This window comes from Pseudolabrys sp. (genome assembly GCF_035943735.1).
In the GTDB taxonomy this organism is placed as follows: Bacteria; Pseudomonadota; Alphaproteobacteria; order Rhizobiales; family Xanthobacteraceae; genus Pseudolabrys.
In genome coordinates, this window is the sequence record NZ_DASZBV010000011.1 from 45,205 (window position 1) to 66,949 (window position 21,745).

Annotated in this window: 18 protein-coding genes; 10 read left to right on the top strand and 8 right to left on the bottom strand. The window is 66.0% G+C overall.

Going from position 1 to position 21,745, the window contains the following annotated elements; translation table 11 throughout:
* Nucleotides 1-4: 4 nt before the first annotated feature.
* Nucleotides 5-1,588, bottom strand: coding sequence for a class I adenylate-forming enzyme family protein (locus tag VGV41_RS06625; protein WP_326862961.1), 1,584 nt, complete (start codon nt 1,586-1,588; stop codon nt 5-7).
* 38 nt (nt 1,589-1,626) lie between these two features.
* Between VGV41_RS06625 and VGV41_RS06630 the strand changes: the two genes are divergently transcribed.
* Nucleotides 1,627-2,070: a PaaI family thioesterase gene (locus VGV41_RS06630; RefSeq protein WP_326862962.1), complete on the top strand. Its 444-nt coding sequence runs from the start codon at nt 1,627-1,629 to the stop codon at nt 2,068-2,070.
* Here VGV41_RS06630 and VGV41_RS06635 read toward each other — a convergent pair.
* The gene (locus VGV41_RS06635; protein WP_326862963.1) at nt 2,052-3,275 is read right to left on the bottom strand and encodes a M20 family metallopeptidase; all 1,224 of its coding nucleotides are present in this window, start codon (nt 3,273-3,275) and stop codon (nt 2,052-2,054) included. The genes VGV41_RS06630 and VGV41_RS06635 overlap by 19 nt on opposite strands.
* Before the next feature lie 89 nt (nt 3,276-3,364).
* Between VGV41_RS06635 and VGV41_RS06640 the strand changes: the two genes are divergently transcribed.
* Nucleotides 3,365-4,342, top strand: a complete 978-nt coding sequence (locus tag VGV41_RS06640; protein ID WP_326862964.1) for a zinc-binding dehydrogenase — start codon at nt 3,365-3,367, stop codon at nt 4,340-4,342.
* Here the strand turns inward: VGV41_RS06640 and VGV41_RS06645 are convergent, their stop codons facing one another.
* Nucleotides 4,343-5,998: a class I adenylate-forming enzyme family protein gene (locus tag VGV41_RS06645; protein ID WP_326862966.1), complete on the bottom strand. Its 1,656-nt coding sequence runs from the start codon at nt 5,996-5,998 to the stop codon at nt 4,343-4,345.
* Between the two features lie 366 nt (nt 5,999-6,364).
* Between VGV41_RS06645 and VGV41_RS06650 the strand changes: the two genes are divergently transcribed.
* Genes VGV41_RS06650 through VGV41_RS06680 form a run of 7 tightly spaced genes read left to right on the top strand, consistent with a single transcriptional unit; the run spans nt 6,365 to nt 14,239 of the window.
* A complete protein-coding gene (locus tag VGV41_RS06650) occupies nt 6,365-7,795 on the top strand; it encodes a UbiD family decarboxylase (protein ID WP_326862968.1) in 1,431 nt (476 codons plus the stop codon).
* Nucleotides 7,796-7,844: 49 nt separating this feature from the next.
* Nucleotides 7,845-10,199 (top strand): xanthine dehydrogenase family protein molybdopterin-binding subunit, encoded by a 2,355-nt coding sequence (locus tag VGV41_RS06655; protein WP_326862969.1) that lies wholly within the window; start codon nt 7,845-7,847, stop codon nt 10,197-10,199.
* Nucleotides 10,196-11,020 carry an FAD binding domain-containing protein gene (locus VGV41_RS06660; RefSeq protein WP_326862970.1) on the top strand — a complete coding sequence of 275 codons (825 nt, stop codon included), beginning with the start codon at nt 10,196-10,198 and terminating at the stop codon, nt 11,018-11,020. The genes VGV41_RS06655 and VGV41_RS06660 overlap by 4 nt, the downstream gene beginning before the upstream one ends.
* Entirely contained in the window at nt 11,017-11,517 is a 501-nt protein-coding gene (locus tag VGV41_RS06665) for a (2Fe-2S)-binding protein (RefSeq protein ID WP_326862971.1), read from the top strand. The genes VGV41_RS06660 and VGV41_RS06665 overlap by 4 nt, the downstream gene beginning before the upstream one ends.
* Nucleotides 11,518-11,553: 36 nt before the next feature.
* On the top strand, nt 11,554-12,588 hold the full coding sequence (locus VGV41_RS06670; RefSeq protein WP_326862972.1) for an ABC transporter substrate-binding protein: 1,035 nt from the start codon (nt 11,554-11,556) through the stop codon (nt 12,586-12,588).
* A gap of 22 nt (nt 12,589-12,610) precedes the next feature.
* Entirely contained in the window at nt 12,611-13,444 is an 834-nt protein-coding gene (locus tag VGV41_RS06675; protein WP_414705068.1) for an ABC transporter ATP-binding protein, read from the top strand.
* Nucleotides 13,445-14,239 (top strand): ABC transporter permease, encoded by a 795-nt coding sequence (locus VGV41_RS06680; protein ID WP_326862974.1) that lies wholly within the window; start codon nt 13,445-13,447, stop codon nt 14,237-14,239. It abuts the gene before it with no gap.
* A gap of 1,121 nt (nt 14,240-15,360) precedes the next feature.
* On the opposite strand, the gene VGV41_RS06685 is transcribed toward VGV41_RS06680, so the two are convergent.
* The 5 genes from VGV41_RS06685 to VGV41_RS06705 all read right to left on the bottom strand — a co-directional run bounded on the left by VGV41_RS06685 (nt 15,361) and on the right by VGV41_RS06705 (nt 20,229).
* Nucleotides 15,361-16,320, bottom strand: coding sequence for a MaoC/PaaZ C-terminal domain-containing protein (locus VGV41_RS06685; protein WP_326862975.1), 960 nt, complete (start codon nt 16,318-16,320; stop codon nt 15,361-15,363).
* A 39-nt stretch (nt 16,321-16,359) separates the two neighbouring features.
* A complete protein-coding gene (locus VGV41_RS06690; protein ID WP_326862976.1) occupies nt 16,360-17,289 on the bottom strand; it encodes a helix-turn-helix transcriptional regulator in 930 nt (309 codons plus the stop codon).
* Between the two features lie 28 nt (nt 17,290-17,317).
* Nucleotides 17,318-18,340 carry an NADPH:quinone oxidoreductase family protein gene (locus tag VGV41_RS06695; protein WP_326862978.1) on the bottom strand — a complete coding sequence of 341 codons (1,023 nt, stop codon included), beginning with the start codon at nt 18,338-18,340 and terminating at the stop codon, nt 17,318-17,320.
* Nucleotides 18,341-18,565: 225 nt separating this feature from the next.
* Complete coding sequence (locus VGV41_RS06700; RefSeq protein ID WP_326862980.1) at nt 18,566-19,264, bottom strand: class II aldolase/adducin family protein; 699 nt, start codon at nt 19,262-19,264, stop codon at nt 18,566-18,568.
* Nucleotides 19,261-20,229, bottom strand: a complete 969-nt coding sequence (locus VGV41_RS06705) for a tripartite tricarboxylate transporter substrate binding protein (RefSeq protein ID WP_326862981.1) — start codon at nt 20,227-20,229, stop codon at nt 19,261-19,263. The genes VGV41_RS06700 and VGV41_RS06705 overlap by 4 nt, the downstream gene beginning before the upstream one ends.
* 488 nt (nt 20,230-20,717) lie before the next feature.
* Here VGV41_RS06705 and VGV41_RS06710 point away from each other — a divergent pair, with 488 nt between their 5' ends.
* Entirely contained in the window at nt 20,718-21,722 is a 1,005-nt protein-coding gene (locus VGV41_RS06710) for a tripartite tricarboxylate transporter substrate binding protein (protein WP_326862982.1), read from the top strand.
* Nucleotides 21,723-21,745: the final 23 nt, after the last annotated feature.

Below are 21,745 nucleotides of genomic sequence, written 5' to 3' on the forward strand. Positions count from 1 at the left end.
TCCTTCAGCCGCCTGCCTGTGCGACCGTCTGGTAGATCGACACGAGCTTCGCCCGCGCCGCCACGCGGTCGATCTTGCCGGCGCCGTTGAGCGGCAATTCCGGCACGATCTCGACATGGCGTGGATGCGCGTAGAGCGGGCCGCGCTCGAGGCAGTACTTCTTCAGCTCCGCGCCGGTGACGGCCGAGCCGGTGCGCGGCACCACCAGCGCCGCCGGCACATAGCCCTTGACCGCATGCGGCACCGGCGTGACCACGACGTTGGCCACGTCCTCGTGCATGAACAGCAGGTTTTCGACTTCCTTCGGATAGATGTTCTCGCCGCCGCAACTGAACATGTCGTCGACGCGCGAGCGGAAATAATAGAAGCCTTCCGAGTCGCGGTAGAATACGTCGCCGGTGCGCAGCCAGCCGTCCTGCAGCTTCTGCCGGGTGATCTCCGGCTGCTTGTGATAGCCGAGGCAGACATAGGGCGAGCGGATGAGGAGTTCGCCGAGCGTGTCGCTCACCTTGCCGTCGGCGTCGATCAGCTTGACCTCGATGTCGGGCGCGAGCACGCCGACGCTGCCGCGCGGCACGCGGCGGCCGTCGATCGGCGCGCGGAACGGGCTGCCGCCCTCGGTGAGGCCGTAGCTCTCCGACGTCTTCACGCCGGGAAGCGCGCGCTCGACCGCGTCGAGCAGTTCCGGCGTCACCACGGCCGAGCCGATAGTCATGCTCTTGAGCGCGCTGAGATCGAGGCCTTCGAGATAGTCGCGATGCTGCAGCACCGTGGTGAACACGGCGGCGACGCCGCGCGAATAGGTGCAGCGATATTTCGCCAAGGCCTGGAGATAGGCGCGCGGCTCGTACCCCGGCATCAGCACGAACGAGGCGCCGGCATAGAGCATCGGTTTGACCGTGCCGCGCAGCGCGTTCTTGTGGAACAACGGCAGCGCCACCATGCCGCGCTCGTCGGGCGGGGTTGGCCAATGACTCTGGTTGTGCACCAGGTACCAGAGCATGCCGTGATGCGTCATGATCGCGCCCTTGGGCACGCCGGTCGAACCGGAGGTGTAGGGCTGGAACGCCTGCGCGTTGTCGGCGATCGGCGGCGGCGGCACGTCCGGCGCCGGCACGGCGAGCTCGCGCTCGTAGCTGAAGAAGCCGTCGGCCTCCTCGTCGAGGAGCAGTCGTCGCCGCAGCGGCACCGCGAGCGCGATCGCCTTCGCCTCGCGATTGCAGCTCGGATCGATCAGCGCCAGCACCGAGTCCGAATCCTTGAAGATATAAGTGAGCGTATCGGTGGCGAGCCGCGTGTTGAGCGGCACCGGAATGGCGCCCGCGCGCATCGCGCCGAAGAAGAATTCGATGAACTCGACCCGGTTGCCGCACAGCATCGCGACGCGCTCGCCCGGCTTGACACCGAGCCGCGCCAGCATGCGCGCGACCGCGTCCATGCGCTCGTCAAGCTGGCGGTAGGTGACGGCATGTTCCCTGCCGCCGAACAGGTCGATGATGCAGGCCTTATCGGGAAAGCGCGCCGCCGCGTCGTCGTAGAAAAAGCCGAGGTTGCGTCGCCGATTGACGCCGTTGAGGTCCTTGGTCATATCATTTCACTCGTGGTGCATTCGCAGGTGAGGGGACGATGCCGGAAGGGCGCGCGGAGAACGACGATTTCATCGGCACGCTGCTGGCGCGGCCACCGTTTCATCAGTGGCTGCGGCCGCGCGTCGTCGTGCGCGACCCGGCCAACGATACGCTGACCGTCGCCATCGACCATCGGCCGGAGCTGGCGCGCTCCCCCGACGTGCCCGATTATCATGGCGGTATCATCGCGGCGCTCGTCGATATTGCAGGCCACGCTTGTCTCGCCGCCAAGCTCGGCCGTCGCATCCCGACCATCGACATGCGCGTCGACTATCTGCGCGCGGCGGCGAACACCGGTCTGCGCGCGATGGGCCGCGTGCTGCGCGCCGGGGTCACCGTCGGCGTCTGCGATGTCGAGGTGCGCGACGACGAAGGCCGCCTGGTCGCGGTCGGCCGCTGCACCTTCTCGACGCGCGAGCCGCATCAGGCGCCTCCCAGATAATCGGCGACGAGAAAGGCGTAGACGCGCGCTGCATCGAAGGTGCGGTCGACCGAGGCGACGTCGTTGGCGGTGTGCGCGAGGCTCTGCTCGCCCGGGCCGTAGTTTGCCGCCGGAATGCCGACGTGATTGAGATAGCCTTGGTCGAACGCCGACTGCGCGTAGTAGGGCTCGGGCTCTTTCCCCAGCATGGTCACGCAGGCGCGGCGCAGTCGCTGCGCGACAGGCGCATCGAGATCGATGAGCGAGGGATGCATCACCGGCCCGCGCGTCACCGCGATGCGGAACGGCTTGCCGCTCACCGGATCCTTCATGCCATCGACCTGCATCGCGATGGCTTCGATCTTGGCGGCGCAGGCGTCGGCATCGTCACCCGGCAGCAGGCGGCGGTCGACCGCGATCTCGCAGCGGCCCTGCAGCGTATGCGTCGCCTCGGGGAAACTGTGCAGGCCGTTGATGGTGAGACAGGCGGGTCCGAGCTCCGGATGCGTGCGCGGCGCCATGAACGCGTCGGTCAGCCGGCGAATGACCTCCATCGCGCCGGTGATGGCGTTGCAGCCTTCGTGCGGGCGGCTGCTGTGGCATGGCTGACCGTGCACCGTCACGTGCATGTCGATGCGGCCGCGATTGCCGAGCGCGAGCTTCAGCCAGTTGCCATACAGGAACGCCAGGTCGGCGCGCTCGCCCTCGACCTCGACGACATTACGAATGGCGTCGATCTTGCCGGTTTCTCCCGAAACGCAGCAGACGAAGGTCAGGCGTCCGGTCAGTGCGATGCCGGACGCGTGCAGCGCATCGAGCGCGTGCAGCATGGCGGCGAGGGTGCCCTTCTGCTCGCTGGCGCCGCGCCCGCGCACGACCTCGCCAGCAATGCCGAGGCTCGCACCATCGGCGACGTTGCCCTCGTAAGGGTCGGGCATGCCGCCCGGCGGATGATTCATTGCGTGCCCGATCAGCATCAGCGAACGGCCGCTGGTGTCGGCGCCGAGATGCGCGATCAGGTTGCCCATGGCATCGAAACGGCACACAGCGCCGAGAGTGCTCAGCCGCGGTGCGATGACCTCTTCGATGAAGCGTCTCAGTTGGGGCTCGGCTTCGAGCAATGCCGTTTGCGGGCTCGGCACGCGCACGAGGTCGATCAGCAACTGCTTGCAGGTCTCGCGCGAGAGTTGCGATTCAAGACGGCGTTTCAGCGTGTCCTTGGTCATGACGATGCATCGCGGCAATGTTGATGAAACGTTTGCATTAAGCGTGTCGCTCTGCAAGCATCGCGCCAGTCATAGAAGGGTGCGCGCGTATGAAGGCTGTCGCTTTCGATCGGCATGGCGGCGTCGAGGTACTCGACTATCGCGACTGTCCCGACCCGCAGCCGGCGCAAGGAGAGGTCGTGGTGCGCGTGCGCGCGACGGGACTGAACTATCTCGACGTGTTCGCGCGCCGCGGCATGCCGGGCGTGAGCATCCCGCTGCCGTTTATCTCCGGCGGCGACATTGCCGGCGAAATCGCTACCGTCGGCGATGGCGTGACCGGCTGGCGCGCCGGCGAGCGCGTTGTGGTCAATCCGAAGACGAAGCGCGGCCTGATCGGCGAGGAGGTGAACGGCGGTCTTGCCGAGCGCGTCGCCGTTCCGGCCGAAAACCTCGTCCGCTTGCCTGAGAGTGTCTCGTTCGAGGACGGCGCGGCCATCCCGATCGCCTTCGGCACCGCCTTGCGTATGCTCACGACCATCGGCGGCCTCAAGGCCGGCGAGAGCATTCTCATCCTCGGCGCCAGCGGCGGCGTCGGCACGGCCTGTGTGCAGATTGCCAAAATGGTGGGCGCCCGCGTCATCGCCGCGGCCGGTTCGGCTGAGAAGGCCGATAAACTCCGAGCCCTGGGCGCCGACGAGGTCATCGACTATTCGCGGGACGACTTCAGCCGCGCCGCCTGGGATCTGAGCGGCCGCAAGGGCGTCAACGTCGCCGTCAACTTCACCGGTGGCGACACGTTCAATCCGAGCCTGCGTGCGCTCGCGCGCCACGGGCGGCTGCTGGTGTGCGGGGCGACGGCGGGCTTCTCGCCTCAGATCGACCTCCGTTACCTGTGGCGGCGCGAGCTGCAGGTGCTCGGTTCGACCGGATATACGCAGCAGGACATCGCCGCGGCCGTCGCGATGGTGGCGAGCGGCAAGCTCAAGCCGGTGATCGGCCGCGTCTTTCCGTTGCGGCAGGCCGCCGAAGCGGTGAAGCTTTTGGAAGACCGCGCCTTCTTCGGCAAGATCGTCGTCATCCCCTGATCAGCGCGCCACGAAGCGCACCGGCTGCGGCTTGATCTCGCCGCGTTTGATGGTGTCGACCAGTTCGCGCTTGAGGATCTTGCCGTTCGGCGTCAGCGGCAGCTTCGCGACGCTGACGAAATATTCCGGCATGTCGAAGCGCGAGAGCCCGACCTCGTCGAGATGTTTGAGCAATTCGTCGGCGGTCAGCTCGCGGCCGGGCCGCGCCACCACGGCGAGACAGGCTTTCTCGCCGAGACGCTCGTCGGCGACGGGGACGACGGCGGTGCCGGCGACGCCGGCATGCCGCATCACGAGGGCTTCGATGCGCGCCGGATAGATGTTGTGACCGCCGCGGATGATCACGTCCTTCTTGCGGCCGGTGATCTGCAGATAGCCGTCAGCATCGACCCGGCCGAGGTCGCCGGTCATGAACCAGCCGTGCCGGTTGAACGATGTCTCGGTCGCTTCCTGGTCGTCGAAGTAGCCGAGCATCAGGCTTGCGCCGCGGCCGCCGATCTCGCCGACGTCCCCGACCGGCACTTCCTGGTCTCGGTTCTCGCGCGAAAACACCTTGATCTCGTAGCCGGCGCAGACGCGGCCCGAGCTTTCCGTCATGCGCGCCGGCGTGTCGTCGGGCCGCGTGTAATGGTGCGAGCCGGCCTCGGTCATGCCGTAGCCGCTCTGCGGCACGACGCCGTGCTCGAGCAGCCCCGCCGCGACCACCGGCGCCACCGCCGCGCCGGAGATGCGGAAGCCCTTGACGCGGCCGAGCCGGCTGAGCTTGCGCGCGCGCAATTCATTGAGCAGATCGATGGCATGCGTCGGCACGCCGATCATGAAGGTGGCGTCGACCTCGAGGATGCGGTCGGCGAGGCTGGCGCCGCGCGGCAAATCGTGCACGACGAACTCGCCGCCGTGGCTGAGCGTCATCACCAGCGCGCCGAGGCCCAGATTGTGGCTGAGCGGGCTCAGCGAATAGATGACGGCGTCGTCCTTGAGCTGCCAGTCGTCGGACATCACGCGCGCATTGGCGAGCAGGGTGTTGTCGCTGTGCATGACGCCTTTCGGCACGCCCGTCGTCCCGGACGTGAACGCCAGATAGACGATCGTATTGGCGTCGGTACGGACGGCCGCGTCCGGCTTGCCCGTGAGGTCGCCGAAAAGGCGGCTGCGCGAGCCGTTTTCGCTCACCGGCTCGAGTCGGTAGACGGCGCGCAGCGTTTCGATCTCGGAGGTGCGGTCGAAGATCGAGTGGCGGTGCACATCGGCGCCGTAGCCGCTCTCGGAGATCAGCGCGGTCGCCCGCATCCGGCGCAGCAGTTGCTCGATGTCGCCGGAGGTGTGGTCGCGATGCAGCGAGGGGCAGCAGAGATAACCGTTGCGCGAGCAGGCGAGCAGCGCCACCGCGGCCTCGATCCGGCTCGGCAGCCACACGGCGACGCGGTCGCCGGGGCGCACGCCGCGGCGCTCGAGGTCCGCCGCCAGCCGGTCGGCGGCATTTACGAGGTCGTGATAGCTGATACGGCGGAAACGGTCGCGCACGGCCGGCCGGTCGGGGCCCTTCGCAGCATGACGGGTGACGCAGTTGTAGATCGTTTCGTCCTGCCAGTAGCCGGCGGCATAGAATTCGCGAATCTGGGCCGCAGACAACAGCGTCAGAACAGCATTGAACATTCGGACCTTCCGCGCCTCGCCGTCAATATTTTGAATAAGTAAGCCAAAAACGGCACAGTGGCAATGCCGCTGCCCCAGTCATCCCTGACCGTGGACCACGGTGCAAGAGCGCCCGCCCGGCGGTACCCGGCCGCGACCGCTGAGTGCGAAAAATCATGTCCAATGGCCGAATTGGTGCCCGTAATCCATGCATCGAGCACGGCCCCGGTATTCTGCTCTCCACCGGGCGCGCGCTCCTGCGACGAAGATGCCGCACGCGTCCACAGCCCGCGACTTGTGCCTGAAACAGAAAAATGGTTTCATATTGTTACGCCGTCGTGCGCCGGGTCGCGCGGACAACGTACAGAGTTTCGGGACGTACATCATATGGCGAATAAGGATCTCCGCGATTGGCTCGCGGCCGTCGATCAGATCGGCGAACTCAAGACCATCGTCGGCGCCGAGCCGAAAGAGGAGATCGGCGGCATCGTCGACCTCTATCAGCGCAAGATGGGCAATGCCGCCGTCCTGTTCGACGAAGTGCCCGGCTTCCCCAAAGGCGCGCGTGTCCTCGCCAACATCCTGACCTCGGTGCCGCGCATCAATCTGGCGGTCGGGCTGCCGCACGACGCCACCGAGATGGACCTGGTGCAGTGGTGGCGCACTTACATGCGCGAGGCGCCGAGCTTCGAGCCGACCGAGGTCAATGGCGGCCCGCTGATCGAAAACGTGCTCGAGGGCAAGGCCGTCGACCTCACTAAGATTCCGACGCCGGTCTGGCACGAGCACGACGGCGGCCCGTTCATCGGCACCGCCTGCCTCGTCATCATGAAGGATCCGGATTCGGGTTGGGTGAACAGCGGCACCTACCGCGTGCAGACGCAGGGCCCGAACCTCGCCACCGTGATGATGTCGCCCGGCAAGCACTGCCGTATCATGATGCAGAAGTACCACGAGCGCGGCCAGGCCTGTCCTGTCGCGGTCGTCGTCGGCAATCATCCCGCCATCTTCATGCTGTCGGGTCTCGAAATTCCGTACGGCAAGAGCGAGCTTGCGGCGGCCGGCGGCATTTTCGGCGAGCCGGTCGAGATCATGAAGATGCCGCGCACCGGCCTGCCGGTGCCTGCGAATGCTGAGATTGCCTTCGAGGGCTTTATCCATCCCAACGATGTCATGCAGGAAGGCCCGCTCGGCGAGTGGACCGGTTATTATGCCGGCGGCAGCCGCCCCGAGCCGGTCATTCGCATCGAGACGATGATGCACCGCGACGATCCGATCCTGCTCGGCGCCATTCCGGCCGTTCCGCCGAACGACAACACCTTCTATCTCGGCACCTACCGCTGCGGCGCGATCTGGAATCAGCTCGAGGCGGCCGGCATTCCGGAGGTGCGCGGCGTGTGGACGCACGAGGCGGGCGGCAGCCGCTTCTGGACCACGGTGGCGATCAAGCAGCTTTACGGCGGCCACGCCAAGCAGGCCGGCATGGTGGCTGCGCATTGCCACGCCGGCGCCTACTGCAATCGCTGGACCATCGTCGTCGACGAGGACATCGACCCCGCCAACATCAACGACGTGATCTGGGCGATGTCGACGCGTCTCGATACGCGCGACGGCCTCGACATCATCGAAGGCGGCTGGAGCTCGGCGCTCGACCCCATGTGCTACGACGGCGACACCGATCGCCGCAACGGCCGGATCATCGTCAACGCCTGCAAGCCGTTCCGCCGCAAGGACACGTTCCCGACCGTCGCCAGATCCAGCAAGGCGATGGACGAGAAGATCATCGCGAAGTGGAAAAAGGATCTCCCCGCCAGTTGATGCACGCGGCCGGGGGCCAGGGCTCGAGTAAAGGGGACAGAGGACGCGCATGTCGGAGCATCCCGCGCAAGGCTGGATCGGCGCGAGCGTTCTGCGCAAGGAAGATGCCCGCCATCTTCTCGGCCTTGGCTCGTTCATCGGCGACCTCCGCTTGCCGGGCATGAAGGACGTCGCCTTCCTGCGCAGCCAGGTCGCGCACGGCGTGCTCAAGTCGGTGCGCAAGCCGGAGCAGGGCGGAGCACAGGTCTTCACCGCCAAGGATCTCTCCTGGGTGAAGGTGCTCGAGGCCGGTCCCGAGCTCACCAATTACGGCTCCAGTCCTTATCCGGCGCTGGCCGAGGGCAAGGTGCGTTACGCCGGGCAAACCATTGCGGCCTGCATCGGCGTCAATCGTGCGCATGCCGAAGACCTCACCGAACTCGTCGAGGTCGACATCGATTCACTGCCGGCGGTCACCGACGTCCGCGAGGCGATGCGGCCAGGCGCGCCGAAGCTGTTCGACCACTGGGCCGACAACGCCTTCATCCGCGCCAGCGTCAACGAAGGCGATGCCGCCTCGCTCAAATCGGCGCCGGTGCGTGTCAGCCGCCAGTTCCGCATGAACCGGCAGGCGACGGTGCATCTCGAAGGACGCGGCACCATCGCCTACTTCGACCGTCGCAACGACGAACTCATCGTCTACATGTCGTCGCAGGGTCCGCATGTCATGCGGCTCGGGCTGGCGCAGGCTCTCGGCCTGCCGGAGCACAGGATCCGCGTCATCGCGCCGGACGTCGGCGGCGGCTTCGGCGGCAAGAACCGGCTGATGCCTGAAGATATCGCGGTGGCGGCGATCGCCATGAAGGTGCCGCACCCGGTGCGCTGGCTGGAAGACAGGCGCGAGCACTTCATCGGCTCGGTGCACGCGCGCGACCACTTCTACGACCTGACCGCGTCGGCGGACGCGAACGGCAATCTCATCGGCATCGAGGGCTCGGTCTATATCGACGCCGGCGCCTATTCGCTGTGGCCGACCGGTTCGTTCATGGAAGCGAGCATGGCCTCGCGCAACCTGACCGGGCCGTATCGCATCCGCCATCTGACGATCGACACCTTCACCGTGGCGACCAACAAGACGCCGATGGGCCCCTATCGCGGCGTAGCGCGGCCGGGCGCGACCTTCGCCATCGAACGCATGGTCGACGAGGTCGCGCGCGAGATCGGCGTCGAGCCGATCGAACTGCGCCGTCGCAACATCGTCGGCGCGACCGAGATGCCGTATCGCACCGCCGGCGGCATGCTGCTCGACACCGGCGACTATCACGCATCGCTGGAAGAGGCGGTCAAGCTCATCGATTACGACGGCGTGCGCGCGCGCCAGCAGCGCGGCGAGAAGGACGGCCGCGCCATCGGCGTCGGCTTCGCCTTCTACACCGAGCAGAGCGGCCACGGCACCAAGGAATGGATGAAGCGCAAGTCGCGCGTCGTCCCCGGCTACGAGTCGGCGCGCGTGCAGATGCTGCCGGATGGCAGCGTGCTCGTGCACGTCGGCGTGCAGAACCACGGCCAGGGGCACGAGACCTCGCTGGCGCAGATTGCCGCGCACGAGCTCGGGCTTACGCCCGACCAGGTCTCGATCCGCTACGGCGACACGGCGACGTCGCCGTTCGGCTTCGGCTCCTTCGCCTCGCGCAGCATCGTCTTCGCCGGCGGCGCGGTGGCCAAATCCTCGCGCGTCATTGCCGAGAAGGTAAAGCGCATCGGCGCCCACCTGCTGCAGAGCGATGTCGCCAGCGTGCGGCTCGAGAACGGCATGGTCGTCTCCGGCGCGCGCTCGGTCGCGGTCGCCGAAATCGCGCACGCCGCCAATGTGCGGCAGGAACTGCTGCCGGAAGGCCTGCCGCCGCTGCTGGAGAACGTCTCCACCTACGAGCCGACCGAGACCGGCGGCGTCTTCTCCTTCGGCACGCACGCGGTGATCGTCGCCGTCGATCCCGACACCGGCGTCGCCGAGATCGAGAAATACGTCGTCACCGAAGACTGCGGCACGATGATCAACCCGATGATCGTCGAGGGCCAGGTGCAGGGCGGCATCGCGCAAGGCATCGGCACCGCGCTGTTCGAGGAAATTCCCTATTCCAGCGACGGCCAGCCGCTCGCCACCACCTTCGCCGATTACATGATGCCCTGTGCCACCGAGATCCCCACGGTCGAGATCGCGCACACGGTGACGCCGGCGCACGCCACCGAATATGGCGTGAAGGGCATGGGCGAGGGCGGCGCCATCGCGCCGCCGGCGGCGGTCGCCAACGCCATCGCCGACGCCTTCCGCACGATCGGCGCGCGCATCTGGGAGACGCCGCTGACGCCGCGCCGCATTTCCGATGCGGTCGCCGAGGCGCGCGCAAAGGAAGTCGGCAAATGAAGCCCGCGCCCTTTGCTTATGCACGCCCAGCGAGCCTCGACGACGCGTTGCGCATGCTGTCGGCCGACGCCGGCGACGCCATGCCGATCGCCGGCGGGCAGTCGCTGGTGCCGCTGCTCGCGCTGCGCATGAGCGCGGCGGAGCGTCTCGTCGACATCGGCCGCCTTGACGCGCTACGCCATGTCGCTGAGACCGCGTCGACGGTAACGATCGGCGCCGGCATCACGCATGCCGAGATTGAGGACGGCCGCGTGCCCGATCCGGCCAACGGGCTGATGCGGCGTATCGCAAGCGGCATCGCCTACCGCGCCATCCGCAACCAGGGCACCATCGGCGGTAGTGTCGCGCTCGCCGATCCGGCGGCCGACTGGCCGTCCTGCCTGATCGCGTTGCGCGCCGTGGCGAAGATCGCCGGGCCGAACGGCGAACGCCACCTCGCCGTGACGGATCTGATCGAAGGCATCTTCGCCACCGGGCTCGCGCCGGCCGAGCTCATCGTCGGCTTCGACATCCCGAAGCTCGCGCCGACAGTGCGCGTCGGCTTCGCCAAGGTCGCGCGCAAGACCGGCGCCTTCGCCATGTCGCTCGCCATTGTCGTCCTCGACGGCGCGGACACGCGCGTCGTTCTCGGCGGCGCCAGCACGCGCCCGCTGACGCTCGCCCATACATCGGCAGCCCTGGTGACGGCGGATGCGCGGGAAGCCGCGTTGCGCGACGCCATCGCGCGCGACTTCGACACGATCGACGACCTCGACGCCTATGCGCACCGGTTGCACACGGCCACGATCCTGCGCGCCACTGCGGAGGCTCGCGCGTCATGAAGACCGTTTCGCTCACACTCAACATCAACGGCGCCGACGTCACGACCGCCGTCGAGCCGCGCGAGACGCTTGCCGATGTGCTGCGCGAGCGGCTGACGATGACGGCGACGCATGTCGGCTGCGAGCATGGCGCCTGCGGCGCATGCTCGGTGGAAGTCGATGGAAAGATCGTGCGCTCGTGCCTGATGCTGGGCTTCATGGCGGAAGGGCGCGGCGTCGTGACGCTGGAAGGCCTCAGCGACGATCCTGTAATCGCGGTCCTCCGCCGTACGTTTCATGAGAAACACGCGGTGCAGTGCGGTTTCTGCACGCCCGGAATGCTGATGATGGCACGTGACTTGCTTAAGAATCGGCATGTCACATCCGAGCGGGACGTACGCGATGGAATGGCCGGCCAGATATGCCGTTGTACCGGCTACGCCGGAATCGTCAGGGCCATTCTTGCCGCGGCTGAAGAATTGCGGAGGACGAGCGCAGGCGCTCCCGCATCGGCATGAGACGATGACAAACACTGCGCATATGGGAGAGGTGGAATGACTGACTTTGCATTGACACGACGCGCGCTGCTCGCCGGATCGGCGGCGGCTGCGTTGGCGCCCACGACGCAACTTGCGTTCGGCGCATCGCCGGATGCTCTCAAGATCATCCTCGAGTTCCGCATCTACGGCGCGAACTCCCCGATGTTCATGTCGCAGAAGAGCATCTTCCCCAAGCACAATCTCGACGTCACGCCGATCGGTTCGGCCGGTTCGGGCGAAGCCGTGCGCGACGTCGCCGCCGGCCTCTATAAATTCGGCCTCGCCGACCCGAGCGTCGTCGTCGCCTTCGCCGGCAACAACCCGAAGGTCTCGCCGAAGATCATCCTGCCGATCTTCGACAAGGTGCCGGCCTGCGTCATCAGCTTCAAGAAGAAGCCGGTGAAGACGCTGGCAGACCTCAAGCACGTCAAGATCGGCACCGGGTCGTCGGACGCCGGCGCCAAGCTCTTCCCGGCGCTGATGCGCCTGAACAACATCGACATCAAGTCGCTCGACATCACGACGACGGACGTCAAGCTGCGCGACGCGATGCTGATGACCGGCAAGGTCGATGCCGTAATCGGCTTCGACTACACCTCGGTGTTCAACCTGATCGGCAACGGTGTGAAGCTCGAGGACATCGAGCTGCTGTATTTCTCGGACATGGGCTTCAACATGTTCGGTAACGCGCTGATCGCGCATCCGGACGTCATCCAGAAGGAGCCCGAACTGGTGAAGCGCGTGGCGGACGCCATCGCGCAGACCTGGATCTATGCCAACACGCACCGGCAGGAGTCTGTCGACGCGGTGATGCAGCGCGAGAAGCTGCTCAACGCGAAGGTCGAGCTCGCGCGCCTGAGCTGGGTGCTCGACCGGCTCATCCTGACGCCGAACGTCAAGAAGAACGGCCTCGGTGCCTTCGAGATGTCCCGCCTGACCAAGGGCATTGACCTGATCAAGGAAGGGTTCAATCTTAAGAAGGCGCCGTCCGTCGACGAGATCTACGACGGGCGTTTCGTGCCGCCTTTGAAGGATCGGATGTTTGCTTAATCCGCGCACGACCGCCGCGGTGATGGACGACGCAGGCGCCGGGCGCGCCTTCGTCGACATCGCCGGCGTGACCCTGCGGTACGGCGCGGGGCCTGAGACCCAGGCCCTCGCCGACCTGACCATGCAGGTGAAGCAGGGCGAGTTTGCCGCGGTGGTCGGACCGTCCGGCTGCGGCAAGTCCTCGTTGATGAAACTGGTCACCGGACTGCTGCCGCCGACCGGCGGCCGCGTCGACGTGGCGGCGAAGAATGTCAACGGCCCGCTCAAGATCGTCGGCATGGCGTTCCAGAACTCGACGCTGCTGCCTTGGCGCAACATCCTCGACAACGTCATGTTGCCGCTCGAGATCGTGCAGCCGCATCGCGAGCGGCTGCGCGGCAATCGCGCCGAATATGAAAAGCGGGCGCGCGGCCTGCTCGAGTCCGTCGGCCTCGGCGGGCTCGAGAAGCAACAGCCCTGGATGCTGTCCGGCGGCATGCAGCAGCGGGCGAACCTCTGCCGCTCGCTGGTGCATTCGCCGCAGCTGCTGATGCTCGACGAGCCGTTTGGCGCGCTCGATGCGTTCACGCGCGAGGAGCTGTGGGCGATCCTGCAGGAGCTGTGGCTGCAGCAGCGCTTCACCTGCATCCTGGTGACTCATGACCTGCGCGAGGCGGCTTACCTCGCCGACGTCATCTTCGTCATGAGCGCGCGTCCCGGGCGCATCATCGCCACGCATCGGGTCGACCTGCCGCGGCCGCGCACGGTGGACACCACCTTCGATCCCGCCTTCGTTGATCTCGTGCACCGCATCCGCGGCCAGATCGCCGAGGCGCGCGGCGGCAAGGCGACGGCCAGCACACGAGGAGCCGGCTAGATGTCTCCGGTCGATACCCGCAGGCTCGAGCGGGCCATGCCGTTTCTCGTTATCGGCGGCGCGCTGCTGCTGTGGCAGGCCGTGGTGCGCGTCCTGGCGATCCAGCAGTTCATCCTGCCGGCGCCGACCGACGTGTACGAGGCGCTGCTCGAGTATCACGACCCGATCTTCGCCAGCGCGCTGTTCACGCTGGAGAATACGATCGCCGGCTTCGGCATCGGCATCGTGGTCGGTCTCGTGCTGGGAAGCGTCATCGGCACGTCGCGGCTCGCTTATGCCGGGCTTTATCCGTTGCTCGTCGGCCTCAACTCGATCCCGAAGGCGGCGATCGTGCCGATCCTGGTGCTATGGATGGGTATCGGCCAGCCGCCGGCGATCACCACGGCGTTCCTGCTCTCGTTCTTCCCCATCGCCGTCAACGTCGCGACCGGGCTCGCCACGACGGAGCCGGAGCTCGAGGACGTGCTGCGCTCGCTCGGCGCGACCAAGTTCGACATCCTGCGCAAGGTCGGCATTCCGCGCTCGCTGCCTTATTTCTTCGCCTCGCTGAAAGTGTCGATCACGCTGGCCTTCGTCGGCGCCGTCATCTCGGAGACGCTCGCCTCCAATGACGGCATCGGTTACCTGATGGTGCAGGCGGCCTCGCAATTTCGCACGCCGCTGATGTTTGCCGGCGTGTCGGTGATCGCCGCCATGGGCATCATCACCTACCTGATCTTCGTGATGATCGAGCGCCGCTTCACCGGCTGGGCCATGCGCAAGCACAACAACCCCGTGGTGGTCGGCGGCGGTTGAGGCGCAATCCCGAGGGCGGCGCGACAGGCGCTTCGTTAGCGCCGCCTCTAAATTTTAAGCGGTGACGGAAACGACTGCGGTTCAACCGTACCGAACGCCGGGGCGGATCGGTGAACGCATCGGGACCGGAGTGAGAACCCGCAAACGCGCGCGAAGCATCCGCTTCACCACGTCGTTCGGTTCACGCGGGGCCGTCACCGTCTACCGCGGCTCACAGTGCGAGTGGCCTTAGCTGCCTCGCGCGCTGGAGCAGGCCTGGGCGTGATGCCTTCGAGAGGTTCGCGTCTGGTCCGCTCGGGCTTCCGGCAACTACTTTGGCAGGCCCGCTCTCCTCGGGGGAGCAGACCCCGCGTTTTCGGAGGCTTGGCCCGGTTAGGGCCAATAACTGACCTCGACCGAGACTCGGGGTCTTCGTCTCAGGGCGTTCTTTTGCCACGGACGAACCGCCTCCAAAGACAGACGGCGCACCAAACGACGATGACAAGGGCTGCAACCGAAACGGTCGCGTATCCGAAGGCTTGCGCGACAATATTGTGTCGCCACGTATCACTTCGGGGCAAAACGTGCGTAAACATCACCCAAAGAAAGAACCAGATTACACCCGTGAAAAACGCTATGTGGAGCCGGTTCAGGAATTTCGTTGGAGTATACCGAGTTGAAATGTCGTTTTGCGTCGATGGAGAAGGTTCATCACAGGGAGCGAACTGGGAATCGCCAGACGGCGGCAACGGGAGGATTCCCAAGATCATATAAATTAGTCCGATCAAGGCCACAAAGATAAGCACAAGCGCGAGCAACCCGGTCAGTGCAGCACCCGCAGAAACGCCCATTGCTGTATTCGCTCCTTGGCTGAAGGCATCTTCTTTGCAAGAGAGAGGCGCGCATCGAATATCCCGCAGCAACAACTTGTACGCGAGCGGTTGCTTCGGCACGTTTAAAGTTTTATTTCAAATCGTAGTGATTGCATGTCCACATTGGGTCAAACGCGGCCCTGACGTGATGTCGCGACCGGGTCAGCTTCGATCCGCAAAGCGGATCGGGGACGTAAGCGCCATACAATTCAGGTTGCCGTGCGTGCGACCCGGAGCAAGTGAGAGAGGTAGCCAAAGACTGCTCACGCTTCAGAGTGCCCGTGACGCGCCGACCCCGGCTGCGGCGCCACGATTGTCTGAGACCGTCATCCCGAGCGTGAACTCGAACACTGCCGCGCCGTTCGCGCCGCGGCCCCGGCCGATCGCCGTCATCACGCCATCGCCGTCCGCGGACTTCGCGACGCGGCCTGGCGCGAATTCGAAGGCGATGCGGTCGCCGGCGAACACCGGCTTGCGCCAGCGCAGCGGCTTCAACCACAGCAGCCGCCCGGGGCTGGGCAGGCCCGGCGTTCCCGCCTCGACGCTCGTTGCATAAGCGCGCGCCCAGCCGGCCGCCGTATGCCAGCCGGAGGCCGCCAGCGCCCCGAACGGGCCAGCCTGCGCCGCGGCGGCATCGATATGGAACGGCTGCGGATCGTAGATATGCCCGAAGGCAATAACCTGGTCGGCCGGGAAATCGACCGTGCCGAGCGCGATTGTCGCGCCTTCGCCGAGGTAGGCGCTCGAGTCGCTGTTGCGTACGGCGCCATCCGCGCGAACATCCGCCTCGGCCTGCTGTGGCGCGCGCAGCTCGATCATCACGGAATTGAGCTGCGAGAATACCGGCGTGCGATCGTCGCCGAGCAGTTCGTAAAAGAACTGGACGAGCCCGAGATGCGGCTTCGAGCGCGACACGCGGGCGCTGCGCACCGTATAGCGCGCCGACACGATCTCGCCGGCAATCAGCGGCCGCAGCCAGCGGGCCTCGTCGACGCCTGGCGCGCCGCGCGCGGCCGCCTCGTTCATCCAGCCATCGTAGTTCAAGCGCATCAGCAGCGCGGGCAGTTGCCACGGCGAGGCGGCGAGTGCGCCGGCCTTGCCCTTGCGGGCGCCGAGCAGCGGGTCGAAGTCGGCGGCATAGGCTTCGATCTGCTCGCGCGTCAGGTCGTAACGGCAGAATTCGCGCGTTGCGCCGACCGGGAAATCCTCGAAATACAAATGCTCGCTCACGCCGTACCCCGGCCTTTCATCAAACAAATATCGTCGGAGTCAGCTGCGGGCGCCGGCCAGAGAGCGTGTGCCGGGGGAACGCTGGTTGGCCTCCGCCTTGGCGAGGAGCCCGCGCAGATAGGCGGCCGCCTCGCGGCCCTTGATCGCCGTGCGCCACGCTTCCTTCACGACGTCTTCGTGCAGGCTCAGCGCTTCCGGCGCCGACGTCACCATGGCGACGCCGACGCGGATGTTGGGACGCTCGCCGAGGCGGAACGGGCTGATGGTGAGGACGTCGCCCGAGCGGCGGCGGAAGATGTGGAAGCCCATATGCGGCAGGCTGTCGGTGACGAGGCCGACCTGCACGCCGATCGACTCTTCTTCGGCGATCGAGGCGAAATGCTCGACCTCGGCGCGCGCCATGTCGCGGCGCACCGCCTTTTGCCGTTCGGTCAAGGTGACGCGGCCGATCAGGCCGTTGTTGAGGAATGGCTCGATCTGCATGGCGGAAATGAGATTGACGATCGGAGGCTTGCGCTCGTGATAGGCGCGTTTACGCTCGTGCAGGATCTCCATGATCTTCTCGACGTCGGCCAGCGCCTTGGCGCGATTGGACAGGTCGTCGGGAATGCTCTCGCGCAGCACCTGGTCGAGCGCCATCTCGAAATTGTTGGAGCCGAGCAGGAAGGAAATGGGGCCGGACAGCACGACGATGTGCTCGGCCGTCTCCTCGAGCTGCCGGATGCGCTCGAAATAGGCGACCGCCGAGGGGATGTACTCGATGCCGACGCCGAGCAGGGTCGGCAGCGAGACGTTCAAGAGCTCCGAGAGCCGCTCGAGCGTCTCGATCTTCGCCAGCTCGCCCTTCTCGAAGCGGTACAGCGCGGTCCGCGAGATGCCGAGCCGGTCGGCGACCTCGTCGGCGCTCAGTCCGGACGCCAGCCGGAAAGCCCGCAGGCGCTGTCCGATCTCGTCATATTGCAGGGCCATTTGCCTTTGCTCCAGGGTTCGGCACGGCTCACGCCGCGGGCTGTGCCGCGACGTTCGGTGTCTCGGACGGCAGCAACACGATGCGCCCGGAGACCTGCCGGTTGCGCAGCTGACGCAAGGCGTCGCGCACGGAGTCGAGCGGGAAGGTCGTGGTCGGAGGCGCGTGCAGCTTCTTCTCCTCGAACAGACGGAAGATTTCGGCGTAACAGTGGCGCATCAGGTCGGGCTTGCGCTTGCGGTAGTCGCTGACCTGAAGCCCGCTGACCTCCATGTTCTTCAGCATCACGTAATTGATCTTGAGCGTCGGAATGCGGCCGGCGGCGAAGCCGATGACGACCACACGCCCGCACCACGCCACCGCCCGGATCGCCGCATCGAAGAAGTCTCCGCCCAGCATGTCGAGGATGACGTCGGCGCCGCGCTTTTCGGTCTGGTCGTAGACCTGCTGGCGCAGCGACTCGCGCAGCTCGGGCGCGGCCAAGTTTACCACGCCGTCGGCGCCGGCTTCGAGCACCAGCGCGCGCTTATCCTCGTTGCTGATGCCGGCGAGCACCTTCAGACCGTAGGCCTTGCCGAGCTGGATGGCGGCGAGCCCGACGCCGCCGCTGGCGCCGAGCACCAGCATGGTCTCGCCGGCCTTCGCGCGGGCGCGCTCGCACAGCGCGAACCAGGCGGTGTCGTAGGCAAGCCCCATTGCCGCCGCGTCGGCGAAGCTCATCGAGTCGGGCAGGCGGATGCAGTCCTTTGCCGGCACGGCGATGTGGGTCGCGTAGCCGCCCTGTTCGGCCAAAGTTTGCACCCTGTCGCCGACGTTCAGGTCTTTCACGTCCGCGCCGACCGAGATGACCGAGCCGGAGGGTAACTTGCCGGGGATGAACGGAAGCTTGGGCAGAAACTGATAGCCACCCTCGATCACCAGCAGGTCGACGAAGTTGGCGGCGACCGCCTCGATCCGGACGAGCACCTCGCCGGGACCTGGAACCGGATCCGGGACGCTCTCGAGCGATAGGGTTTCCGGGCTTCCATGTTGACGGACAAAGGCTGCGCGCATGAAATCCTTACACTTTTTGGCCATCACCGAGGGTCGGAACGCGCGACGCAGGGGCGGGCCAGACCAATGTCGGCGGGGACGGGAGCGTCCCAATCCTGCAACACTTTCGGTAATTAGGCAGAAAAGATTACGCGGCGCAAGCGCGGCACCGGTTCCGAAAAGGCGGGCGGGTCTCTCTTGCCTTGGGCGCTGTCAGTAGCTGACGCCCCGAGGGAGATCGTTCACTCAGCCAAGCCGCGACCGCCACAAGGCCCACGCCCGCGACAGGGTGGCTTCCGGAAATTTGCCGGCCAGCGCGATCTCGTCCGGCGTGAAGACGTCGATCGGTCCATGCGCCAGAGCGCGCAATTGCAGCTCGGCGTCGCGGCAGCTGTAGATCGACCGGAAGGCGAGCTCGCGCAGGTCCTTTCCCACAACGGTCGCGCCATGACGCTTCATCAGCACCATGGAATGGGAGCCGAGACAGCCGGCGAGGGACGCCGCTTCCTCCGCGCGCGTCACCAAGTGGTTGGTGGCGCCGAACTTGTCGCGCTGGTCCCACATGGGGATGTCCGACCCCATGGTGGCGCCCAGCTGTGTCACGACGCGGAGCCGTAGGTCGTGGGCGAGACAGAACGGCAGGACCGCAGCAGCGTGGTGATGGCAGATTGCGTTGACGTCCGGGCGCGCACGGTAGATCGCGCCGTGTATGACGCGTTCGGAGTACAGCGGCACGTCGCAAGGTCCGACCGGCTGTGACGTCAGGTCGAACTCGACGATGTCGTCGTCCTTTACGAGTTCGGGCGCCAGCGAGCGAGAGAGATAGAAATGATCCGGCTTTTCCGGATGCCGCACGCTGACATGGCCGAAGGCATCGAGCACGTTCTCGTGCGCCAGTATGCGGTTGGCGGCTGCCAGCGCCGCTTGCGGCGTCTCGTCGATCATTCCGGCTTGATCCCGGTATAGCTGATGACCTTCGCCCACTTCGCGCTGTCGGCGGCGATCAGCCTGGCGAAGTCGTCGGGCGAATCGAAATCCGGCGTATTGCCGAGTTTAACGAGTTGCGCCTTGTAGGCCGGGTCGTTCACGACCTCTTTGATCTCGCCGTTCAGCTTGGCAACGATTTCGGGCGGGCAATTCTTCGGCGCCACGATGCCGTTCCAGACATAGGCCTCGTAGCCCGGAAGGAATTGGCTGATCAACGGTGCGTCGGGCAGCGCCGCGGCGCGCGAGCTGACGGCGAGCGCGCGCAACTTGCCCGACTGGATGAGCGAGATGGAGGACGCGATATTGTCGAACATCACGTCGATGCGTCCGGCCATCAGGTCGGACAGCGCCGGCGGTGAACCGCGATAGGCGACGTGCACCATCTTGATGCCGGCGAGCATCTGGAAGAGTTCGCCGCCGACATGGCTGGAGCCGCCGGTGCCGGGAGAGCCCATGTTCAGCTTGCCCGCATGCGCCTTGGCATAGGCGATGAATTCGGGAACGGTGTTCGCCGGGAAGTCCGGCCGCACCACCATGACGAGCGGGCTGCGGCTGATGAGACTGATCGGCGCCACGTCGTGCACGAAGTCGAAATCGAGCTTCTGGTACAGCGAAACGTTGATGGCGTTGGAGATGCCGGCGAGGAGCAGCGTGTAGCCGTCGGGCGCGGCGTGGATGAGGGTGCTCGCGGCGACGTTGCTGGCCGCGCCCGGACGGTTGTCGACCACGAATGTCTGGTTGAACCGCTCCGACAGCTTTTGCGCCAGCAGCCGCGCCAGGATGTCGCTCACGCCGCCGGCGCTGTAGCCGACGAGAATGCGCACCGGCCGTGACGGATAGGTGGCGGCGCGGGCGAGGCCCGTAAAGGGCAGCGAGATTGCCGCTCCGGACAGGGCGACAAAACGGCGGCGCGTCAACTTCATTGGCATGCTCCATGGGCATTGGCGCAGCAGGCTGCGACGGACGTCTCTGGTGGCAAATCGTCATGCGGCGGCAGGATCATGCGGCCGTGGTCGCGGGCGACTTGCAGGTCGAACCCGCGATGCAAGCCGTGCACCAGCACGAACGCAGTGCGCGAGCACGCGCGCCGCGACGTCGAAGAGCCGATGAATGGGCCGGAGCACGCATGGATTGCCTATGCCCGCCAAAAGCGGGGTATGGCACGAAGCGTACCAGTAAGTGTGCAAAAAGCCAAAAAAGTATCCTCACTGTGCACCGACCACGGGCAGGTCTATGCCCTGCCACATGCACATGTGCAGCTTGTGCGCCTGTTAATGCGGCGTCGCGAGCAGGATACCGCATCGGCGTGCGTGGACGCGACATCGTTTGTGCGTGGACAAAAAAGAACGACTTGTGCCATAAATAGCATCCTCGCATGACGTGACGATGCCGGTGAGAAAGTGAGGCGGTCGTGACCAGGTTGTTGACCCGCTTGTTCAAGGCGGCAGTGCTTGCTCCTTCGCTCGCGATCCTGATCGGTCTTGCAGTGCCTTCTGTGGCGCACGCGCAAACGAGCGCCGGCTATCCCACCAGACCGGTGAGGGTGATCGTGCCCTTTGCCCCGGGCGGCGTCGTCGACATCATGGGCCGCCTCCTGTCGCAGAAGCTTTCGCAAACGTTCGGCCAGAATTTCTATATCGAGAACGTCGGCGGCGCCGGCGGCAACATCGGCGTCGCCAAAGCGGCCGCATCACGGGCGGACGGCTACACCTTGCTGATGACCAGCTCGAGCTTCGTTGTGAACCCGAGCCTGCACAAGACGATCCCCTACGACCCGTACAAGAGCTTCGCGCCGGTCACGATCGCAGCGGCGTCACCGAACATCCTCGTCGTCAATCCGAGCGAGCAGGCCAAGACCGTCAAGGAACTGATCGCCGCGATCAAGGCGCATCCGGAGACCTACAATTTTGCATCGCCGGGCACCGGCACGACGCCGCATCTGTCGGGCGAGCTGTTCCGCCTGTCGTTCGGTCTCGACATTGTGCACGTGCCGTTCTCGGGTGCGGGGCCGGCGCTCGAGTCGACCGTCGGCGGCCACACGCGGCTTGCCTTCTCCAGCCTGCCGGCCGCCGTGCCGCTGGTAAAGGGCAGCGCGCTGCGCGCGCTGGCGGTGACCAGCCCGACGCGTGTCGGGGCGCTGCCCGACGTGCCGACGATGGCGGAGGCCGGCGCACCCGGGCAGGAGGCCGAGACGCTTCTGTTCGTGATGTTCCCGGCCGGCACGCCGCCGGACATCGTGACTTCGGTCTACCGGACGATCGAAAAGATCGTGCAGGAGCAGGATATCGTCGCGCGCTTCGACTCGCTCGGCTTCCACCCGATGCACACCAACCCGGCTGAATCGGAAGCGCGGATCAAGCAGGAAGTCGCAAAGTGGGCTAAAGTCATCCACGACGCGAAGATCCAGCAGCGCTAGCCGGGCCTGACGTCGAGCGAGCG

What these genes read in the sequence shown, in the direction of transcription:
- VGV41_RS06650 (WP_326862968.1), top strand. Translation starts at nt 6,365, where the DNA reads ATGGCGAATAAGGATCTCCGCGATTGGCTCGCGGCCGTCGATCAGATC.
- VGV41_RS06655 (WP_326862969.1), top strand. Translation starts at nt 7,845, where the DNA reads ATGTCGGAGCATCCCGCGCAAGGCTGGATCGGCGCGAGCGTTCTGCGC.
- VGV41_RS06705 (WP_326862981.1), bottom strand. Translation starts at nt 20,229, where the DNA reads ATGAAGTTGACGCGCCGCCGTTTTGTCGCCCTGTCCGGAGCGGCAATC.
- VGV41_RS06665 (WP_326862971.1), top strand. Translation starts at nt 11,017, where the DNA reads ATGAAGACCGTTTCGCTCACACTCAACATCAACGGCGCCGACGTCACG.
- VGV41_RS06625 (WP_326862961.1), bottom strand. Translation starts at nt 1,588, where the DNA reads ATGACCAAGGACCTCAACGGCGTCAATCGGCGACGCAACCTCGGCTTT.
- VGV41_RS06700 (WP_326862980.1), bottom strand. Translation starts at nt 19,264, where the DNA reads ATGATCGACGAGACGCCGCAAGCGGCGCTGGCAGCCGCCAACCGCATA.
- VGV41_RS06640 (WP_326862964.1), top strand. Translation starts at nt 3,365, where the DNA reads ATGAAGGCTGTCGCTTTCGATCGGCATGGCGGCGTCGAGGTACTCGAC.
- VGV41_RS06690 (WP_326862976.1), bottom strand. Translation starts at nt 17,289, where the DNA reads ATGGCCCTGCAATATGACGAGATCGGACAGCGCCTGCGGGCTTTCCGG.
- VGV41_RS06670 (WP_326862972.1), top strand. Translation starts at nt 11,554, where the DNA reads ATGACTGACTTTGCATTGACACGACGCGCGCTGCTCGCCGGATCGGCG.
- VGV41_RS06660 (WP_326862970.1), top strand. Translation starts at nt 10,196, where the DNA reads ATGAAGCCCGCGCCCTTTGCTTATGCACGCCCAGCGAGCCTCGACGAC.
- VGV41_RS06645 (WP_326862966.1), bottom strand. Translation starts at nt 5,998, where the DNA reads ATGTTCAATGCTGTTCTGACGCTGTTGTCTGCGGCCCAGATTCGCGAA.
- VGV41_RS06635 (WP_326862963.1), bottom strand. Translation starts at nt 3,275, where the DNA reads ATGACCAAGGACACGCTGAAACGCCGTCTTGAATCGCAACTCTCGCGC.
- VGV41_RS06630 (WP_326862962.1), top strand. Translation starts at nt 1,627, where the DNA reads ATGCCGGAAGGGCGCGCGGAGAACGACGATTTCATCGGCACGCTGCTG.
- VGV41_RS06675 (WP_414705068.1), top strand. Translation starts at nt 12,611, where the DNA reads ATGGACGACGCAGGCGCCGGGCGCGCCTTCGTCGACATCGCCGGCGTG.
- VGV41_RS06680 (WP_326862974.1), top strand. Translation starts at nt 13,445, where the DNA reads ATGTCTCCGGTCGATACCCGCAGGCTCGAGCGGGCCATGCCGTTTCTC.
- VGV41_RS06695 (WP_326862978.1), bottom strand. Translation starts at nt 18,340, where the DNA reads ATGCGCGCAGCCTTTGTCCGTCAACATGGAAGCCCGGAAACCCTATCG.